The sequence below is a fragment of the Giesbergeria giesbergeri genome (assembly GCF_054779375.1).
Window position 1 is genome coordinate 15,117 of the sequence record NZ_BAAGYJ010000001.1, and the last position, 16,378, is coordinate 31,494.

The following is a 16,378-nucleotide window of genomic DNA, read 5'->3' on the forward strand; positions in this document are numbered from 1 at the left end:
ATTTCAAATGCCTATGAAACACACCGACCCCACCACCGCCCTGATGGAGCACCTGCCACTGGAGACAGAACTGCCTTGCTCCGCAGATGAGTTGCGTCCACGCGGTGGTCGGGCCAACGAAATTCGTACCACCTTGCAAGAAGAAATTGAAAGTGGCACCTTGCCGCCTGGGGCACCACTGGATGAGCGCGCGTTGGCTACCCGATTTCAGGTCTCACGCACCCCCGTGCGTGAGGCTTTGCAACAACTGGCCGCCCGCGATCTGGTGCGTATTGCCCCGCGCCAAGGCGTGAGCGTGTCGCGCTTGTCCGTCAGTCAGGTGCGCTCCATCATGGAAAGCGTGGGTGAACTCGAGGCACTGTGCGCCAAGCTAGCGGCCCGCCGCGTGGATGAACCATTGCGCCACCAGCTCGATGAAGCGGTGCAACGCTGCCAAGATGCAGCGGTGCAGGGTGGCATGGCTGAGTACGCCATTGCCAACAGCTTTTTTCACGAAACGATCTACACCGGCAGCCGCAACCCCTATTTGGCCGAACTGATCCGCAATGCCCGCCGCCAAATCCAGCGATACCGCATCCGCGACTTTCACACCAAGGCACAGATCAGCAAATCTCTGCAAGAGCACCTGAAGGTGGCCCGTGCCATCCAAGAAGGTGACGAATCATTGGCCTCACACACCATGCTGCTGCATGTGCCAGCAGGCTCGACCGGCTTTTCCGAGTTTCTGGCCCGCATGCCCAGCAGTTTCTTCGATACCGAATCCAACGACCTCTGAAAGCTGCCACCCCATGACCCTGCACCACCGCTCCATCGAGGTTCCAGGTGCCTCGCACAATGCCCCCATTCCTGCGGGTGCCCGCGTGGGCAATGTGCTGTGCTCTTCAGCCATCTCGGGCAAAGATCCGGCCACCGGCCAACTGCCCAGCGATCCGGCAGCCCAAGTGGCCCAAGCCTTTGCCAACCTCAAAACCTTCATACAGGCCGGTGGTGCCCAACTCTCTGATGTGGTCAAGCTGACCGTCTACATCCGGGACAACGCTGTGCGCGAAGCCATCAATACCGAATGGCTCGCCTGCTTCCCCGACCCACACGACCGCCCAGCGCGCCACATCCTCGTCTATGAACTGCAACACGGCATGGCTGTGCAGCTTGAGGCCATGGCCGTCATCCAATAAATCACACATCCCCCATCCACGCTAAGGAGACTGCCCCCATGATCATTGACTCGCATGCCCACATCGTCATGCCCCCCGAGAGCTTTCGCTTCATGGCGGAACTGGTCGGTGGCCGAGCCAACCCCAACACCCTGCCCAAAATTCCCGAAGCCTCGGTGCGCAAAGTGGCCGAAGAGCTGGTGCGTGGCATGGATTCGGTAGGTACCGATGTGCAATTCATCTCACCACGGCCCTATTTGCAAATGCACTCGGTCAAGCCTGGCCGGGTGGCCGAACTGTGGAACCGGCATTGCAACGACCTGATCGCCCAGTTCGTTCAACTGTTTCCCGACCGTTTTCGGGGGGTCGCTGGCCTGCCACAGTACATGGACGAGGCACTGGAACTACGGGTCATTCCCGAGTTGCGCCGCTGCATTCAAGAGCTGGGATTTGTGGGCACGCTCATCAACCCCGACCCGACCGAAGGGCTGGGCGATCCTCCCGGCTTGGGCGACCCCTATTGGCACCCGCTGTACCAAGCCATGACCGAGCTGGATGTGCCCGGTCTGATCCATTCCGCCGCCAGTTGCAGCGCCCGCGAGTCCTACACGCTCAAGTTCATCAACGAAGAAAGCATCGCCATCATTTCGCTGCTGCACGCGAAGATTTTCGACACCTTCCCCACACTGAAAATCGTGGTGGCCCACGGTGGCGGTGCCATTCCTTACCAGATGGGACGCTTTCGCTCCTGGAGCGTGCGCAAGGGCGAGAAAGAAACCTTTGATGAGCAGCTGCGCAAGCTCTACTTTGATACCTGCAACTACAGCAAAGAATCCATCGAGCTGCTGCTCAAAGTGGCAGGCACCGACAACGTGCTGTTTGGCACCGAAAAGCCCGGCACCGGCAGCTCGCGTGACCCTATCAGTGGCCGCGACTACGACGACATGAAACCCGTGATCGAGAGCATCGACTGGCTCACCGAAGCCCAGCGGCAGAACATCTTCGAATGCAACTGCCGTCGCATCTACTCACGCGCCTTCCGCAAAGACGAAGACTGTTAACCAGACGCCCGCCAGCGTCCATCCCCCGGCGCGGGTTTGCGCCACCTTTCCCACAAGGAGACATACATGCCACTGAGCAAAGAAGACAACGACCTGCTAACCCGCGTCGAAAACGGCGCCCCCATGGGCGAGATGATTCGCCAACACTACTGGTTGCCCGCCGTGCCCTCCGTCAAGCTGGAGGCCGATGGCGCCCCGGTGCGGGTGCGCCTGCTAGGCACCAACCTCGTCGCTTTTCGTGCGACCAATGGCGAAGTGGGTGTGCTGGATGAACAGTGCTCGCACCGCAAGGCATCCCTGGCGCTGGCGCGCAACGAAGACAACGGCTTGCGCTGCATCTACCACGGCTGGAAGTTCAACGTCAAAGGGGAGGTGGTAGAAGCCCCCAACCACACCGGCAACCAAGAGCAGTTCTGTAACCATGTGCGTGTCAACCGTTACATCACCGTAGACCGTGGCGGGATTGTCTGGGTTTGGCTGGGCAAGGGCGAGACGCCCCCCCCCTTTCCTGATCTGCCATTCATGGATTTGCCCCAACAGCAACGCTCGGTCACCAGTGTCGAAATCCCCACCAATTGGGTGCAAGGCGTTGAGGCATCCATGGACTCCTCGCATGTGAGTTTCTTGCACGAATCGACCACACAGCTCACCGCTGGCCCCGGCAACGAGCGCCAAAACATGAACAAAGCACGCGCGCCCAAGCTCGACTTTGAAGATCGCCCCTACGGCTACCGCTACGCTGCACTGCGTCCACTGCCCGATGGCAATGTGTATGCCCGCGTCAACAACTTCGTCATGCCTTGGTACGGCATCATCTGTCCACCCGATGCCAACGGCCCTACCACCGTGTTCTTCTCCACCCCCGTGGACGATACCCACCATCGGGCTTGGTTTGTTCACTACAACCCCCAGCGTCCATTGGGCATGACCATCATGTCGGCCTCGCCCGATGTCTGGAACTTCCCACCACTGCCACCGGGCGAGGCCAAAGACAACTGGGGCCAAAACCGCGACATCATGAAACGCGGCCACTTTTCTGGCTTTCCCCAGCACTTGGGCACCGAAGACTTTGCCATGTTCATCAGCCAAGGGCCGGTGTACGACCGCAGCGACGAACAACTGTGCTCTGCCGATGGTGCCGTCATCCGTGTACGCCAATTGCTCATCAAGGCCGCGCGTGAGTTTGCAGAAGGCAAGGCCCCCACACTGGCCCACCACCCAGATCTGAATTACCGCCAAATCCGCTCGGTGGGTGGTGTGCTACCTGCCGATGCCGATTGGCATCAACTGGTGGACTAACCCCGCGCCCAGGGCGGTCGGTGCGCAACACCTGCCCGCCCCCCAGGAACAACACAGCACAACAATGGAGACTGCGCAATGACACTGAGCCGCAGAACCTGGCTGACGGCTTCGGCCTTGGCACTGATTGGCTCTGCCCTGCATGCCCAGGGTGGAGACAAGCCCCCGATTCGCATCTTGGTGGGCCTGCCCCCCGGCGGTGGCACCGATGCCATTGCCCGCTACATTGCAGAACGGCTGCGCGAGCCTCTGGGGCGGCCCGTCATTATTGACAACCGGATTGGGGTTGGGGGCCGTCTGGCAGGCGATGCCTTGATGACGGCTGCCCCCGATGGCCTGACCTGGATGATCGCCCCCAACGCCACCCCAACCTTCCAGACCTTGGTGTTTGGCAAACAGACCAAATGGGATATTTGGCGCGACTTTGCCCCCGTGGCAGGACTGACCTCTTACCCCCTGGGCATGGCCGTCAATGCGGAGCTTGGCATCCACAACGTACAAGAGTTTGTGCAATGGGTTCGTGCCCATCCACACAAGGCCAGTTTTGGCACCCCTGGCACTGGGGGACAAAACCATTTTCTGGGTGTGCAATTTGCCAAAGTGGCAGGCATTGAACTGCCCATGACCCCCTACAAAGGCACACCGCCCATGATCACCGACCTGATTGGCGGTCATGTACCTGCGGGCATTTCGCTGATGGACGAGCTCATCAAACACCGCAAAAGCGGCAAGCTCAAGGTTATTGGCATTTTCAGTGACCAGCGGTCAGAACTGGTGCCCGACATCCCCACCTTTGCCGAACAGGGCTACAAAGTATCTTCTGGCGATGCCTGGACAGCCATGTGGGCACCCGCCAAAACCCCCGTGGCAGAAATTGCCCGTATGCAACAAGCACTGCAAAAGGTGCTGGCGCAACCGCAAGTCAAAGAATATCTGATGGAGCGTCTGTCGGTAGTACCGCATTACCGCAATGCCGAAGAAATGGCCCGTTTACAACGCCACGAACTGGCCACCTGGGCACCCATCATCAAGGCTTCTGGCTTTCAACCCGACTGAGCAGCGACAGGAACGATGCGATGAGCACTCCCCTTCTTCAAGTCCGTGTGCGGGCCACCACCTTCGAAGCCGAAGGCATCCTGTCTTTTGAGCTGTGCCCGCTGCCCCCGGCCACCAATCTGCCTGCCTTTACCGCAGGTGCCCATATCGACCTGCACTTGGGCAATGGACTGGTGCGCAGTTACTCGTTATTGAACGATCCACAAGAACGCCACCGTTATGTGATTGCCGTCAACCGAGATGCCCATAGCCGGGGTGGATCACGCTATCTGCACGACGAATTGCGCACTGGCAGCGTCCTTCAGATCAGCCACCCCCGCAACCATTTCCCGCTGGACGAAACCAGCCCCTGCAATGTGTTCATTGCTGGAGGCATAGGCATCACGCCCATGCTGAGCATGGTGGCACGCTGCCACACCTTGGGCACCCCTTGGAAGCTCTACTACAGCGCCCGCACCCGCCAGCATGCAGCCTTTGTTGGTTTGCTAGAAAGCTACCAGCACCAGCCCGGTGCCGAATTGTTGCTCAATTTTGACCATGCACCAGGGGGCAAGCTGCTGGATTTAGCCACTATCGCAGCCTCGTTGCCCCCCGGTGCCCATCTCTATTGCTGTGGCCCCGTGGCCATGCTGGATGCCTACACCAAGGCCACCGCCAGCCTCGAACCCCACCGTGTGCACATGGAGTACTTCGCGGCCCCAGAGGCTGGTGCCACTGAGAGCGGCGGCTACACCGTAGAACTCCAGCGCAGCAGCAAAACCCTTCAGATAGAGGCGGGTCAAACGCTCCTCGATGGCCTGATAGCCATTGGTGCCGAGCCGCCCTACTCATGCCGAGAAGGCCTCTGTGGCACCTGCGAAGTCAAAGTGCTGTGCGGCACCCCCGACCACCGAGATCTGGTTTTGAGCCCAGCCGAAAAAGCAGCCAACGACCGCATGATGGTCTGCTGCTCGGGTGCCAAGAGTGAGCGATTGGTGCTGGACTTGTAACCACCGGCACAGGCCATAACCAACTTTGGAGACTACCCCATGAACGAATCACTGATTACCTACCAACTCGACGGCCCTGTGGCCTTGATCGGACTCAACCGCCCCGACAAACGCAACGCGATCAATGACCCCCTGATCGATGACTTGCGCAGCGCCGTGCTGCGCGCCCACGAAGAAGCCGATGTGGCCGTGCTGTTTGGTCATGGCAGCAACTTCTGCGCTGGACTGGATCTGGCCGAAGCCCTGGCACGGGCTACGGGTCAGATCAAGCCGCCACGCAAGCGCCGCCGCCACAACTGGCATGAAGTCTTTGACCTGATTGCGCGTGGCCCCATTCCCTTTGTGGCAGCCTTGCATGGTGCGGTGGTGGGTGGTGGGCTGGAACTGGCTACTGCAGCCCATGTGCGGGTGGGTGACGAATCCCTGCTCTGCGGCCTGCCCGAAGGGCAGCGCGGCATCTTTGTCGGCGGTGGCGGCACTGTGCGTATCCAGCGGGTGGTCGGCACCACCGTCATGACAGACATGATGCTCACCGGCAGGCTGCTCAATGCCGCCGAATCCTTACAAGAGCATGTGGTGCGCTATCTCGTGCCCACAGGTGAAGCCTTGAACAAAGCCCGAGAACTGGCTGCCCGCATCGCCAAAAACAGCCTAGAAACCAACTGGATGATCATCAACGTGCTGCCACGCATTCACGACATGTCCCACGATGACGGGCTGTTTGTTGAACAACTGAATTCGGCCCGGGCCCGCCCACCAGAAGCCGAAGCTCGCCTGCGCGATTTTGTTGACGGCAAGGCCGAAAAACTACAGCGCCACCCAGCCTGAGAACCCAGCCGCAGGAGACATGATGAATACCGTAGATTTCTTTACCGTCAGTGATGCCGAACGCGAACGCGCACTGGCCCATGCCCAATGGGCTGCAGCCCAAGCAGCCGTCATCCCAGATATTCCGGCCCACACCACGCTGCGGCCCCTTCACAAAGTGGCCGTGATTGGTGCAGGCACTATGGGCGGCGGCATTGCTATGTCGCTGGCCAACATAGGTATTGCAGTCACCCTGATCGATGCCAACCAAGAAGGGCTAGAACGTGGCCTGCGCCGCATCCAAGACAATTACACCACCAGCGTGCAACGGGGCAAACTGCGCCCACAAGACATGGAGCAACGTCTGTCGCTCATCCACGGCTCTATACAAATGGCCGATGTGCAAGATGCCGACATGGTGATTGAGGCCGTGTTTGAAGACATGGGGCTCAAGCAAAGCATCTTTCGTCAGTTGGACGAGCACTGCAAACCCGGCGCTATCTTGGCGACCAACACTTCTGGGCTGGACGTCGATGAGATCGCCGCGGCAACCCACCGCCCCCAAGACGTGGTGGGCGCACATTTTTTCAGCCCAGCCCATGTGATGAAGCTGTTGGAAGTTGTGCGGGCTAGCCAAACGGCCCCCGATGTGATTGCCACCCTGATGGACTTGGGTCGGCGCATGGGCAAAATTGCAGTGCTGGCACGGATCTATCCTGGCTTTATTGGCAATGCACTGTTTCGTCAATACACCCGAGAAGCCCACTTCGCGGTAGAAGATGGTGCCCTGCCCCATGAAGTGGATGCGGCGCTGAAGAAATTTGGCTATGCCATGGGCATTTTTGCCGTACACGACATGGCGGGCAACGATGTAGGCTACCAAACCCGCAAAGCCCAGATGGCCTCCCGCCCCCAAGACCGACGCTGGAACGACCTGATCATGAAACTGTGCGATCTGGGCCGTCTGGGGCAAAAAACCGGCAAAGGCTGGTATCAATACGCTCCCGGTGATCGCACGCCACAACGAGACCCCGAACTCGAACAATACATTGCCGAAGAGTCCGTCCGGATGGGAATCCAGCGTCAACCACTGGACGAGCAAGAAATTCTCAAACGCTGCCTTTATGGCATGGTCAACGAAGGGGCCAAACTGCTAGAGCAGGGTATTGCACTGCGCCCCAGTGACATCGACATCACCTACTTGACCGGCTATGGTTTTCCAGCCCACCACGGAGGCCCCATGTACTTGGCTGACCGTATCGGACTGGAGCAGGTTCTGGCAGACATTGAACGCTTTTATGCCCAAGATGGTTATTGGTGGCAGCCAGCCCCTTTGTTGCAGCAACTGGTGCGTGAGGGCAAGAAATTTGCCGATTGGCAGGCCAAGGCCTGACACGCCTACCGCCTGATCCTGCCACGCCCCAGAGCGTAGTATTTTTTTGAATCTGTACAGCCCGCCATGAGCACCACTGCCTCCATTCCTGCCAGCCTGCAAGCCCTGTTGAGCCAAACCCCCGTCACCCACCTACTAGACCAGCAAATCCAAGCTCTGGACTTAGCGGCAGGCACCATTGTGGTTCACTACCAAGCCACAGAACAGTTTCTGAATCCTGCGCGGCAAGTGCAGGGCGGCATGCTCAGTGCCATGTTGGACGATGTAACCGCCGTCTTGGTCACTGCCACACTGGAACCAGGCACCTTTTGCGCCACACTGAGTCTGAACACATCATTTCTATCCTCTGCCAAGGCCGGCCCAGTGATCGGCAAAGCCCGTTTTGAGCGCCAAGGTAAAAATATCTGCAATGTATGTGGCGAACTCTGGCAAGGCGACACACTGGTGGCGAGTGCCACCGCCGTCTGTATGGTGCGTCGGCCTAGCAGCACCTGAACAGCGGTCAACAACCAATTTGTGAAGCCTGCCAGACTTGCAATGCCTGGGTGGTTTCACGCACATCATGCACCCGCACAATACGCGCTCCACGCTCCACAGCCAACAAAGCGGCTGCCACACTGGGCACCAAACGCTGGCCTATATCCAGCCCAGTCACCGCCCCAATCGACGACTTGCGTGACCACCCAGCCAGCACCGGATAACCCAGCGCCAACAAGGCGCCTTGACGGGCCAGCAGGGCAAAGTTCTGCTCTACCGTCTTGCCAAAACCAATGCCATAGTCCAGCACAATCCGCTGCGGCTCTACACCCAAGGTTTGCAGGTTTTGGGCGCTCTGTGCCAAAAAGGTAACCACTTCCCCCACAGCATCGCCCACCATCGGGGCTGCCTGCATGGTTTGTGGGTCACGGTGCATGTGCATCAGGCAAACCCCACAACCAGGGTGCTGCGCCACCACTGGTGCGGCCCCCGGCTGGCGCAAAGCCCAAATATCGTTGATGATGTCTGCGCCCAAATCCAGCACAGCCTGCATGACCTCGGGCTTGTAGGTATCTACCGATACTGGCACACCCAAACGCACAGCTTCACGCACCACAGGCAAGACGCGCTCTAGCTCCTGCGCCAAAGGTACGGCAGGGCTACCGGGCCGGGTAGATTCACCGCCAATATCCAAAATATGGGCACCGTCGTGCAGCAACTGCTCGGCGTGGCGCAACGCTGCTACGCTGTTGGCGTGCTGACCACCGTCTGAAAAAGAATCGGGGGTGACGTTAACAATCCCCATGATTTGGGGCGTTGTGAGGTCGATATGAAAGCGGGTAGTGTGCCAAAACATACTTGTTCAGACGCCATCACAGCGCCCATAAAAAACGGGGCACTCGGCCCCGTATGCAAAAGAAAAGGTGTTGCCTTACACCACGGTAGAAGCCGTTGGCCCAGCGGTGGCTGTGTCTGCCGTAACGGCGGGCACCCCACCACTACCACTGTCTCCACCAGAAGATGAAGGGGTGTTGCGAGGCGTCCAGTCTTTGGGCGGACGGGGCGGCTTGCCCGCCATGATGTCATCGAGTTGCTCGGTATCAATGGTTTCCCATTCCAGCAACGCTTTAGCCATCGCGTGCATTTTGTCGCTGTGCTCTTCAATCAAGCGCCGGGCCAGCGAGTACTGCTCATCAATGATGCGGCGCACCTCTGCATCCACCTTTTGCATGGTCTCTTCGCTGATGTTGGTGGTTTTGGTGACCGAGCGGCCCAAAAACACCTCGCCCTCGTTTTCAGCGTAGACCATAGGGCCAAGCGCCTCCGTCATGCCATAACGCATCACCATATCACGGGCAATGTGGGTAGCCCGTTCAAAGTCGTTGCTGGCCCCAGTGGTCATTTGGTGCATGAACACTTCTTCGGCAATGCGGCCACCAAACAACATGCTAATTTGGTTGAGCATGTAGTCTTTGTCATAGCTATAGCGGTCTTGTGCGGGCAGGCTCATGGTTACACCCAAAGCACGGCCACGCGGAATGATGGTCACTTTATGCACTGGGTCACACTTGGGCAGCAGTTTGCCAATGAGCGCGTGGCCCGCTTCGTGGTAGGCCGTGTTGCGGCGCTCCTCTTCGGGCATAACCATGCTCTTGCGCTCTGGGCCCATCAGGATTTTGTCTTTGGCTTTTTCAAAATCCTGCATTTCTACGGTGCGGGCATTGCGGCGCGCTGCCATCAAGGCCGCCTCGTTACACAGGTTAGCCAAATCAGCGCCCGACATACCCGGCGTGCCGCGTGCAATCACACCGGGGTTCACATCTTGGCCTACCGGAATTTTGCGCATGTGTACGTTCAGGATTTGCTCACGGCCCCGAATATCAGGCAGCGTCACATACACCTGACGGTCAAAACGGCCCGGACGCAACAGTGCGGCATCCAAAATATCGGGGCGGTTGGTGGCGGCCACCACAATCACACCCAAATTGGTTTCAAAACCGTCCATCTCGACCAGCATCTGGTTGAGGGTTTGTTCCCGCTCGTCGTTGCCACCGCCCAAACCGGCACCACGCTGGCGGCCCACAGCATCGATTTCGTCAATGAAGATGATGCAGGGGGCGTTCTTTTTGGCGTTCTCAAACATGTCACGCACACGGGCGGCACCCACACCCACAAACATTTCAACGAAGTCCGAACCCGAAATGCTGAAGAACGGCACCTTGGCTTCACCCGCAATGGATTTGGCCAACAGCGTCTTGCCCGTACCGGGTGGGCCTACCAGCAGCAAACCACGCGGAATGCGCCCCCCCAACTTCTGGAACTTTTGTGGATCTTTCAAAAAATCCACGACTTCTTTGACTTCCTCTTTGGCCTCGTCACAACCGGCCACATCCGCAAAAGTGACGCTGTTGTTGTTCTCATCCAACATACGGGCCTTGCTCTTGCCAAAGCTAAAAGCACCGCCCTTGCCGCCACCCTGCATTTGGCGCATGAAGTAAATCCAAACACCAATCAACAACAGCATAGGCCCCCAACTGACCAACAGCGTCATCAACAGCGAGCCCTCTTCGCGCGGCTTCACATCAAACTTCACGTTGTTGGCAATCAGGTCGCCCACCAAACCCCGGTCTAGATAAGTGGCCGTGGTGCGAATGCGGCGTTCATCATTGGTGACAGCCACAATCTCAGTGCCGCCTTGCCCTTCCTGAATGGTGGCACTCTTGATGCGGCTGTTGCGCACTTCGTCTAGAAACTCCGAGTATCCGATATAGCCAGCAGCCACGCCCACGCGCGTGTCAAACTGTTTGAATACGGTGAACAGCACCATGGCAATGACCAGCCAAACGGCGACTTTTGAAAACCACTGATTATTCAAGCGGGACTCCAGAGAGAGTGCGAAGAGCGATAGAGAAGATAAGGCGGGATTTTAGGCTTTTCAAGGCAAGGTGGAACAGCAATAGCCCCAGACTGCCATAGTGCAGACATGGATTTAGTCTGCACCACCCGTTTCAGGGGTTTCAGCCTTGGTTCTTAAGACCAATTCCAACCAGAAAGGTTTCTGACGATTTATCCCGTGACGCCTTGGGCTTGACCGGCTTGACGATGCGGAACGTGTCCTTAAACAACTGCACCAATGGCGTATAGGCTCCCCCATGAAACAATTTGGCCACCAATGCCCCTTCGGGGTGCAGATGCTGGCGGGCAAAATCCACCGCCAGCTCTACCAAATGCTCAATCCGCGCAGCATCGGTAGCACCAATGCCAGACAAATTAGGCGCCATGTCCGACACCACCACATTGACGGCCCGGCCTTGCACTGCGGCTTCTAATTGGGCCAGCACCTCAGGCTCACGAAAATCACCGTTGATGTAACTGACGCCCTCGATCGGCTCCATGGGCAAAATATCCAGTGCAATGATGGCTCCATCCAACGTGCCACTGGCAGCCCCACCCGGCGACAGCCGCCGCCGCACATACTGGCTCCAAGCCCCCGGCGTGCTGCCCAAGTCCACCACCACCTGGCCGGGGCGAATCAGACCAAACAGCTCATCAATCTCCTTGAGCTTGTAAGCAGCGCGGGCACGATAGCCCTCCTTTTGCGCCAATTTGACGTAGGTGTCGTTAACATGGTCGTTCAGCCAAGCCTTGTTCACCTTCTTGCTTTGTGTTTTGATCTTCATGAAATGCTCCGAGAAGCCCCGGCATACATGCCAAGGAGGGAAAGGAGCGCAGCCGCCTATCGGCTGCACTGTGGGTTAACAATACGGAAAGAATACGCGTGCGACTTGGGGCGCAAAGGCCATACCTTTTGGGTGTTCAACTCGCACCCCCTGCCCAAGGGCACTATCACGAATGGCCCCTGCTCCGCCCAAGAAGACCCTGGGTTTGTTCGGGGGGTGATGGTGGGCATGATCGGGATGTGAATACCGCCAAAAATATTCTGAGCAAATCAAGCGCCCATGCGGGGCGTCGCACGCCTGTAGAGGGAATTTCCGTCCTTTAGAGCAGAGGGGATGTCGAGCTTTTCCTGTCCTGCCTCGATAATACGGCCCATGCCCCAAATTGAACTCACTCCGGCCGAGCGCCGAGAACAACGTGCCCAAGCCCACCATCTGAATCCGGTCGTCCTGATCGGTAGTGATGGCCTCACCCCTGGCGTACGCAAAGAGGTAGATGCTGCCCTCAACGCACATGGCCTGATCAAAATTCGCGTCTTCAACGATGACCGTGCCGCACGCGAGCTGATGTACCAAGAGCTGGCGGCCGAACTTGATGCTGCGCCCATCCAGCACATTGGCAAGTTGCTGGTACTGTGGCGCCCCATGCCTGAAAAGGAACGTGCCATTGACGAAGACCGGATGCCTGGCCCCAAAGATGTGCGGGTGCTCAAATACAGCAAGCGTGGCGGCCAGCGCCCCGAAATCAAAACCTTGCGGGTATTGGGTAACCAGCGCCTGACGCCTGGGGGCCAAATCAAGCGGGCCAAAAAACGCAAGCCCACTTCGGTCAAAAAACGCCAGGCCGATTGATCCCATGTGTGCTGTCGCAGCCCAGGCGCCGCAGCGCCATATTTTGTGCATGAAGTGGGGTACCAAGTACGGGCCAGAATACGTCAACCGCCTGTACGCGATGGTGCGTCGCCATTTGCGCGGCGACTTCCACTTCGTCTGCCTGACAGACAACTCTGCTGGCATACGCCCAGAAGTGCAGTGCTTGCCCATCCCACCATTAGACTTGCCCGCAGGCATTCCTGAGCGTGGCTGGACTAAATTGGCCACCTTCAGCGCCGATCTACACGGCTTGCGCGGTACGGCACTGTTTTTGGATGTGGATGTGGTCATCACGGGAGCGTTAGACGATTTCTTCACGCAACCGGGCGAGTTTCTCATCATCCACGACTACAAACGGCCTTGGCGCATCACGGGCAACTCGTCGGTGTATCGCTTTGAGCTGGGTGCGCATCCCGATGTGCTGGAATACTTTCGCGGTCACTTTGACAGCATTCGCAAGCAATTTCGCAATGAGCAAGCCTATCTGTCGGACTTTCTGCACCGGCAGGGCAAGCTGGCCTATTGGCCTAAAGCTTGGTGCCCCAGCTTCAAATACCACGGTATTCCGCGCTGGCCCACCAACTACTGGAAAGCACCCTTTGTGCCTGCAGGCGCGCGTATCGTGATCTTTCATGGCGAATGCAACCCACCCGATGCTTTGGCAGGCAGACGCAACCGGCGTTTGCGCTTTATCCAACCGGCCACTTGGGTAGGCGAGCACTGGCGCGAATAGGCCACCCTTTAGCGCCGCCGTACAGACGCAGCAGCACGCCACAGCACCACAGCAGCGCACAGCCATTGGGCCACGTACATCACGGTGCCCACGCTGTGCCATAGGCGCAGGTCTTGGCGGGCCACAATGCGCGGCGCCACACCAAACTGCACCAGCAGTGCCAACAACATCCCGCCCAGCACAAAGGCCATAGCCTTGTGCGCCCACGGCTCCAAGGCCTCGCTGCCTCTGGGTCTGGACAACAGCAATAAAACGACACAGCAGGCCACAGACACCCAAGTTTGGGCGGCAAACAAGCGTGCAGCCATGTGGCCTGCCATTGCAGGACTAGGTAAGTGGGCAAACAACAGGGGCACTGCCATGAATCCGATAGCACCCAAACTGCCCCACCACAGGGCAGCCACCAGCACCGGCAGGCGTTCTTGCATCGTCAACCAATAAGTGGTGCGCTCAAAGATAGCGCACGCCTACCACTTCATAACGGCGCAAACCACCAGGAGCCTGCACCTCGGCAGTGTCACCCTCTTCTTTGCCGATCAAGGCGCGGGCAATCGGGCTGCTGATGTTGATCAAACCCTGTTTCAGGTCGGCCTCATCTTCACCAACGATCTGATAGGTCACGGCGTCGCCACTGTCTTCATCTTCAAGATCAACGGTAGCACCAAACACGACCCGCCCTCCGGCATCCAGCGCAGAAGGATCAATCACCTGTGCGGCAGACAGTTTGCCCTCTACCTCTTGGATTCGGCCCTCGATAAAGCCTTGGCGATCTTTGGCAGCTTCGTATTCGGCGTTTTCGCTCAAATCGCCCTGCGCGCGGGCTTCAGCAATCGCAGCGATCACGGCTGGACGATCAACAGTCTTGAGGCGGTGTAGCTCTGTCTTGAGCAACTCGGCACCGCGCTTGGTGATGGGAATGGTAGCCATTGTGTGTTCTCCAAAAGCAAACCGCCGATCGTTCCCGGTCGGCGGTGTAGAGGTAATTATGCCTCAAGGCTTTTAGGGCACTCTCAACGCTCCACGAAAAAGGCGCTGTTGGATGCCAAACACTGCGCCAACCTCAGCCCAAAGCCAAAAGTGTCAGTAATCTGGTGCATACTATCCCGTTCAAGGAGGCTCCTCAATTATGACCACGCATCCGTTGCACAGGCTCCCACGCCAGTGGTGGCCATGGCATCTGTCCCTCCTGGCCTGCACCGTTGTCTTAGGCCTCCACACGTCGGCTGGGGCCACAGAACGGCCCAAAGAGCTGCCAGACACAGTGGCCGAGTCGGCACTCACCCTGCGTGGATTCGGTACGTTGGGTCTTGCGCGCTCGTCTTCCGATCAGGCAGAGTTTGTGCGTGACCTGTCACAACCGCGTGGAATTGCCAACCATTGGTCGGGCCGCATTGATTCAGTCATCGGGTTACAAGCCAATTGGCAAGCCACACAGGAGCTGGAACTGGTAGGACAGGTGGTCAGTCGTTATCAGTACGATGGCAGCCGTGCGTTAGAAGTGATGTGGGGGTTTGCCAAATGGGACATCGATGGTCGCCTTGAACTGCGGGCCGGACGACTGGGTGCTGATTTTTTGATCGGTGCCGATTCACGGCTGGTGGGTTATTCGTATTTGCCCGTGCGGCCTTCGGTGGATTATTTTGGCCCTCTGCTTTTTTCCTACTTCGATGGCGTCGATGCCAGTGCCACCTTGCCTGTGGCAGGCGGTTTGCTGCGCACCAAAGCCTATGCAGGTCGAAGCAAAGAAAAAGGCTCGGCTGGCGGCATCGTCTGGGATGCCAGCGACTCCACCCTGAAGGGTCTGGTATTCGATTATTTCAACGGCCCTTGGCAGGTGCGCGCCAGCACGGCCCAAGTCCGCCTGTCTCGGGACATGCCCTTCGACCCTTTGCCCCACAGCCTGCGTGCAGCGGGCACGGCACTGGGCATTCCACAAGCCATTGAGGCCGCCCAGGCACTGGCCGTAGGAGGTACCACCAGCCAGTTCATGACCGTGGGCATGGTGTATGACGATGGGCCACTACAGATCCAAGGCATGGTCAATACGATCCACCACCAAACAGGCGCCTTCGAAAACTCCAGGGCGGGCTACCTCATGAGCGCCTACCGCCTGGGGGCTGTCACGCCCTATGTAGGCTATTCATGGTGGAAAAGCAAATCCAAAAACTTGACCACGGGCTTGCCCCACACGGGGGCTCTGATCGCACTCAACCAAGGATTTGACAGCATCGTGCGCGATTCAGGCAGTGACCAAAAAACCTACACGCTAGGCGCCCGTTGGGACATCATGCCCAATATGGCACTGAAAGCCCAATGGGATGCTGTACGCGGCAAGCCCCGCTCCATTTTCCCCTACCGGGCCGAAAAACCGGGCTGGAATGGCCGTACCGATGTTTTGAGCCTGACGCTCGATTTCGTCTTTTAACCATGCGTGCCTTACTCCAAAAACTGCTTCTGCTGCTTGCCTTGTCGGCTATGCCGGCCATGGCAGCAGATTGGGTACTGGTAGCCAATCCGCAATCGGGCCTGAAAGCACTATCGCACGACGAGGTGGTCAACATCTACTTAGGCCGCTACCGCTATCTGGCCTCAGGTCTGACGGCTGAACCCATTGATCAGGCAATGGATGCCCCCATCCGGGCACATTTCTACCGCCATCTGGTAGACAAAAGTGTGGGTGAAATCAATGCTTATTGGTCAAGATTGACTTTCTCTGGCAAGACCCGGCCACCACGGGTAGTCCACAACAGCGAGCAAGCCCTGCAACTGGTGGCACGCACTCCGGGAGCACTGGCCTATGTGGAGCGTTCCAAGGTCGATGCCCGTGTTATGGTGGTTTTCCAATTGCCGGAGTGACAT

The 16,378-nt window shown here is 58.2% G+C and carries 18 protein-coding genes; 13 read left to right on the top strand and 5 right to left on the bottom strand.

Annotation, left to right across the window (positions count from 1 at the left end):
- The first annotated feature begins 7 nt into the window (after nucleotides 1-7).
- The 9 genes from ACYVB2_RS00075 to ACYVB2_RS00115 all read left to right on the top strand — a co-directional run bounded on the left by ACYVB2_RS00075 (nucleotide 8) and on the right by ACYVB2_RS00115 (nucleotide 8,254).
- A complete protein-coding gene (locus tag ACYVB2_RS00075; RefSeq protein ID WP_382431736.1) occupies nucleotides 8-775 on the top strand; it encodes a GntR family transcriptional regulator in 768 nt (255 codons plus the stop codon).
- Between the two features lie 13 nt (nucleotides 776-788).
- Complete coding sequence (locus ACYVB2_RS00080) at nucleotides 789-1,175, top strand: RidA family protein (RefSeq protein WP_382431734.1); 387 nt, start codon at nucleotides 789-791, stop codon at nucleotides 1,173-1,175.
- A gap of 38 nt (nucleotides 1,176-1,213) precedes the next feature.
- Complete coding sequence (locus tag ACYVB2_RS00085) at nucleotides 1,214-2,215, top strand: amidohydrolase family protein (protein ID WP_382431732.1); 1,002 nt, start codon at nucleotides 1,214-1,216, stop codon at nucleotides 2,213-2,215.
- 66 nt (nucleotides 2,216-2,281) lie between these two features.
- Nucleotides 2,282-3,514: a Rieske 2Fe-2S domain-containing protein gene (locus ACYVB2_RS00090; protein WP_382431730.1), complete on the top strand. Its 1,233-nt coding sequence runs from the start codon at nucleotides 2,282-2,284 to the stop codon at nucleotides 3,512-3,514.
- A gap of 78 nt (nucleotides 3,515-3,592) precedes the next feature.
- Nucleotides 3,593-4,570, top strand: a complete 978-nt coding sequence (locus tag ACYVB2_RS00095) for a Bug family tripartite tricarboxylate transporter substrate binding protein (protein WP_382431728.1) — start codon at nucleotides 3,593-3,595, stop codon at nucleotides 4,568-4,570.
- 20 nt (nucleotides 4,571-4,590) lie between these two features.
- Nucleotides 4,591-5,559, top strand: coding sequence for a PDR/VanB family oxidoreductase (locus ACYVB2_RS00100; RefSeq protein ID WP_382431726.1), 969 nt, complete (start codon nucleotides 4,591-4,593; stop codon nucleotides 5,557-5,559).
- Between the two features lie 39 nt (nucleotides 5,560-5,598).
- A complete protein-coding gene (locus ACYVB2_RS00105; protein WP_382431724.1) occupies nucleotides 5,599-6,387 on the top strand; it encodes a crotonase/enoyl-CoA hydratase family protein in 789 nt (262 codons plus the stop codon).
- Nucleotides 6,388-6,409: 22 nt separating this feature from the next.
- Nucleotides 6,410-7,759 (top strand): 3-hydroxyacyl-CoA dehydrogenase, encoded by a 1,350-nt coding sequence (locus ACYVB2_RS00110; RefSeq protein WP_382431722.1) that lies wholly within the window; start codon nucleotides 6,410-6,412, stop codon nucleotides 7,757-7,759.
- A gap of 66 nt (nucleotides 7,760-7,825) precedes the next feature.
- Nucleotides 7,826-8,254: a PaaI family thioesterase gene (locus tag ACYVB2_RS00115; protein WP_382431720.1), complete on the top strand. Its 429-nt coding sequence runs from the start codon at nucleotides 7,826-7,828 to the stop codon at nucleotides 8,252-8,254.
- Nucleotides 8,255-8,261: 7 nt separating this feature from the next.
- On the opposite strand, the gene folP is transcribed toward ACYVB2_RS00115, so the two are convergent.
- From folP to ACYVB2_RS00130, 3 genes are all read right to left on the bottom strand, one after another.
- Nucleotides 8,262-9,092, bottom strand: a complete 831-nt coding sequence (gene folP / locus ACYVB2_RS00120) for a dihydropteroate synthase (RefSeq protein ID WP_382431718.1) — start codon at nucleotides 9,090-9,092, stop codon at nucleotides 8,262-8,264.
- A gap of 75 nt (nucleotides 9,093-9,167) precedes the next feature.
- The gene (gene ftsH, locus ACYVB2_RS00125; protein WP_382431716.1) at nucleotides 9,168-11,111 is read right to left on the bottom strand and encodes an ATP-dependent zinc metalloprotease FtsH; all 1,944 of its coding nucleotides are present in this window, start codon (nucleotides 11,109-11,111) and stop codon (nucleotides 9,168-9,170) included.
- A gap of 142 nt (nucleotides 11,112-11,253) precedes the next feature.
- Nucleotides 11,254-11,916, bottom strand: a complete 663-nt coding sequence (locus ACYVB2_RS00130) for an RlmE family RNA methyltransferase (RefSeq protein WP_382431714.1) — start codon at nucleotides 11,914-11,916, stop codon at nucleotides 11,254-11,256.
- A gap of 372 nt (nucleotides 11,917-12,288) precedes the next feature.
- Here ACYVB2_RS00130 and ACYVB2_RS00135 point away from each other — a divergent pair, with 372 nt between their 5' ends.
- The gene (locus tag ACYVB2_RS00135) at nucleotides 12,289-12,765 is read left to right on the top strand and encodes a YhbY family RNA-binding protein (RefSeq protein WP_382431712.1); all 477 of its coding nucleotides are present in this window, start codon (nucleotides 12,289-12,291) and stop codon (nucleotides 12,763-12,765) included.
- A 4-nt stretch (nucleotides 12,766-12,769) separates the two neighbouring features.
- Complete coding sequence (locus ACYVB2_RS00140) at nucleotides 12,770-13,519, top strand: glycosyltransferase (RefSeq protein WP_382431710.1); 750 nt, start codon at nucleotides 12,770-12,772, stop codon at nucleotides 13,517-13,519.
- A gap of 8 nt (nucleotides 13,520-13,527) precedes the next feature.
- On the opposite strand, the gene ACYVB2_RS00145 is transcribed toward ACYVB2_RS00140, so the two are convergent.
- Together ACYVB2_RS00145 and greA are read right to left on the bottom strand one after the other, a co-directional pair.
- Nucleotides 13,528-13,947: a DUF4149 domain-containing protein gene (locus ACYVB2_RS00145; protein ID WP_382431708.1), complete on the bottom strand. Its 420-nt coding sequence runs from the start codon at nucleotides 13,945-13,947 to the stop codon at nucleotides 13,528-13,530.
- A 22-nt stretch (nucleotides 13,948-13,969) separates the two neighbouring features.
- Nucleotides 13,970-14,446, bottom strand: a complete 477-nt coding sequence (gene greA / locus ACYVB2_RS00150) for a transcription elongation factor GreA (RefSeq protein WP_382431706.1) — start codon at nucleotides 14,444-14,446, stop codon at nucleotides 13,970-13,972.
- 199 nt (nucleotides 14,447-14,645) lie between these two features.
- Here greA and ACYVB2_RS00155 point away from each other — a divergent pair, with 199 nt between their 5' ends.
- Nucleotides 14,646-15,944: a hypothetical protein gene (locus ACYVB2_RS00155; protein ID WP_382431704.1), complete on the top strand. Its 1,299-nt coding sequence runs from the start codon at nucleotides 14,646-14,648 to the stop codon at nucleotides 15,942-15,944.
- 59 nt (nucleotides 15,945-16,003) lie between these two features.
- A complete protein-coding gene (locus ACYVB2_RS00160; RefSeq protein WP_460534768.1) occupies nucleotides 16,004-16,375 on the top strand; it encodes a hypothetical protein in 372 nt (123 codons plus the stop codon).
- Nucleotides 16,376-16,378: the final 3 nt, after the last annotated feature.

Excerpts from the sequence above, each read along its gene's own strand:
- ACYVB2_RS00135 (WP_382431712.1), top strand. The coding sequence starts at position 12,289 with ATGCCCCAAATTGAACTCACTCCGGCCGAGCGCCGAGAACAACGTGCC.
- ACYVB2_RS00075 (WP_382431736.1), top strand. The coding sequence starts at position 8 with ATGCCTATGAAACACACCGACCCCACCACCGCCCTGATGGAGCACCTG.
- ACYVB2_RS00085 (WP_382431732.1), top strand. The coding sequence starts at position 1,214 with ATGATCATTGACTCGCATGCCCACATCGTCATGCCCCCCGAGAGCTTT.
- ACYVB2_RS00145 (WP_382431708.1), bottom strand. The coding sequence starts at position 13,947 with ATGCAAGAACGCCTGCCGGTGCTGGTGGCTGCCCTGTGGTGGGGCAGT.
- ACYVB2_RS00130 (WP_382431714.1), bottom strand. The coding sequence starts at position 11,916 with ATGAAGATCAAAACACAAAGCAAGAAGGTGAACAAGGCTTGGCTGAAC.
- ACYVB2_RS00100 (WP_382431726.1), top strand. The coding sequence starts at position 4,591 with ATGAGCACTCCCCTTCTTCAAGTCCGTGTGCGGGCCACCACCTTCGAA.
- ACYVB2_RS00140 (WP_382431710.1), top strand. The coding sequence starts at position 12,770 with ATGTGTGCTGTCGCAGCCCAGGCGCCGCAGCGCCATATTTTGTGCATG.
- ACYVB2_RS00090 (WP_382431730.1), top strand. The coding sequence starts at position 2,282 with ATGCCACTGAGCAAAGAAGACAACGACCTGCTAACCCGCGTCGAAAAC.
- ACYVB2_RS00155 (WP_382431704.1), top strand. The coding sequence starts at position 14,646 with ATGACCACGCATCCGTTGCACAGGCTCCCACGCCAGTGGTGGCCATGG.
- greA (WP_382431706.1), bottom strand. The coding sequence starts at position 14,446 with ATGGCTACCATTCCCATCACCAAGCGCGGTGCCGAGTTGCTCAAGACA.
- ACYVB2_RS00105 (WP_382431724.1), top strand. The coding sequence starts at position 5,599 with ATGAACGAATCACTGATTACCTACCAACTCGACGGCCCTGTGGCCTTG.
- ACYVB2_RS00110 (WP_382431722.1), top strand. The coding sequence starts at position 6,410 with ATGAATACCGTAGATTTCTTTACCGTCAGTGATGCCGAACGCGAACGC.
- ACYVB2_RS00115 (WP_382431720.1), top strand. The coding sequence starts at position 7,826 with ATGAGCACCACTGCCTCCATTCCTGCCAGCCTGCAAGCCCTGTTGAGC.
- folP (WP_382431718.1), bottom strand. The coding sequence starts at position 9,092 with ATGTTTTGGCACACTACCCGCTTTCATATCGACCTCACAACGCCCCAA.
- ACYVB2_RS00160 (WP_460534768.1), top strand. The coding sequence starts at position 16,004 with ATGGCAGCAGATTGGGTACTGGTAGCCAATCCGCAATCGGGCCTGAAA.
- ACYVB2_RS00080 (WP_382431734.1), top strand. The coding sequence starts at position 789 with ATGACCCTGCACCACCGCTCCATCGAGGTTCCAGGTGCCTCGCACAAT.
- ACYVB2_RS00095 (WP_382431728.1), top strand. The coding sequence starts at position 3,593 with ATGACACTGAGCCGCAGAACCTGGCTGACGGCTTCGGCCTTGGCACTG.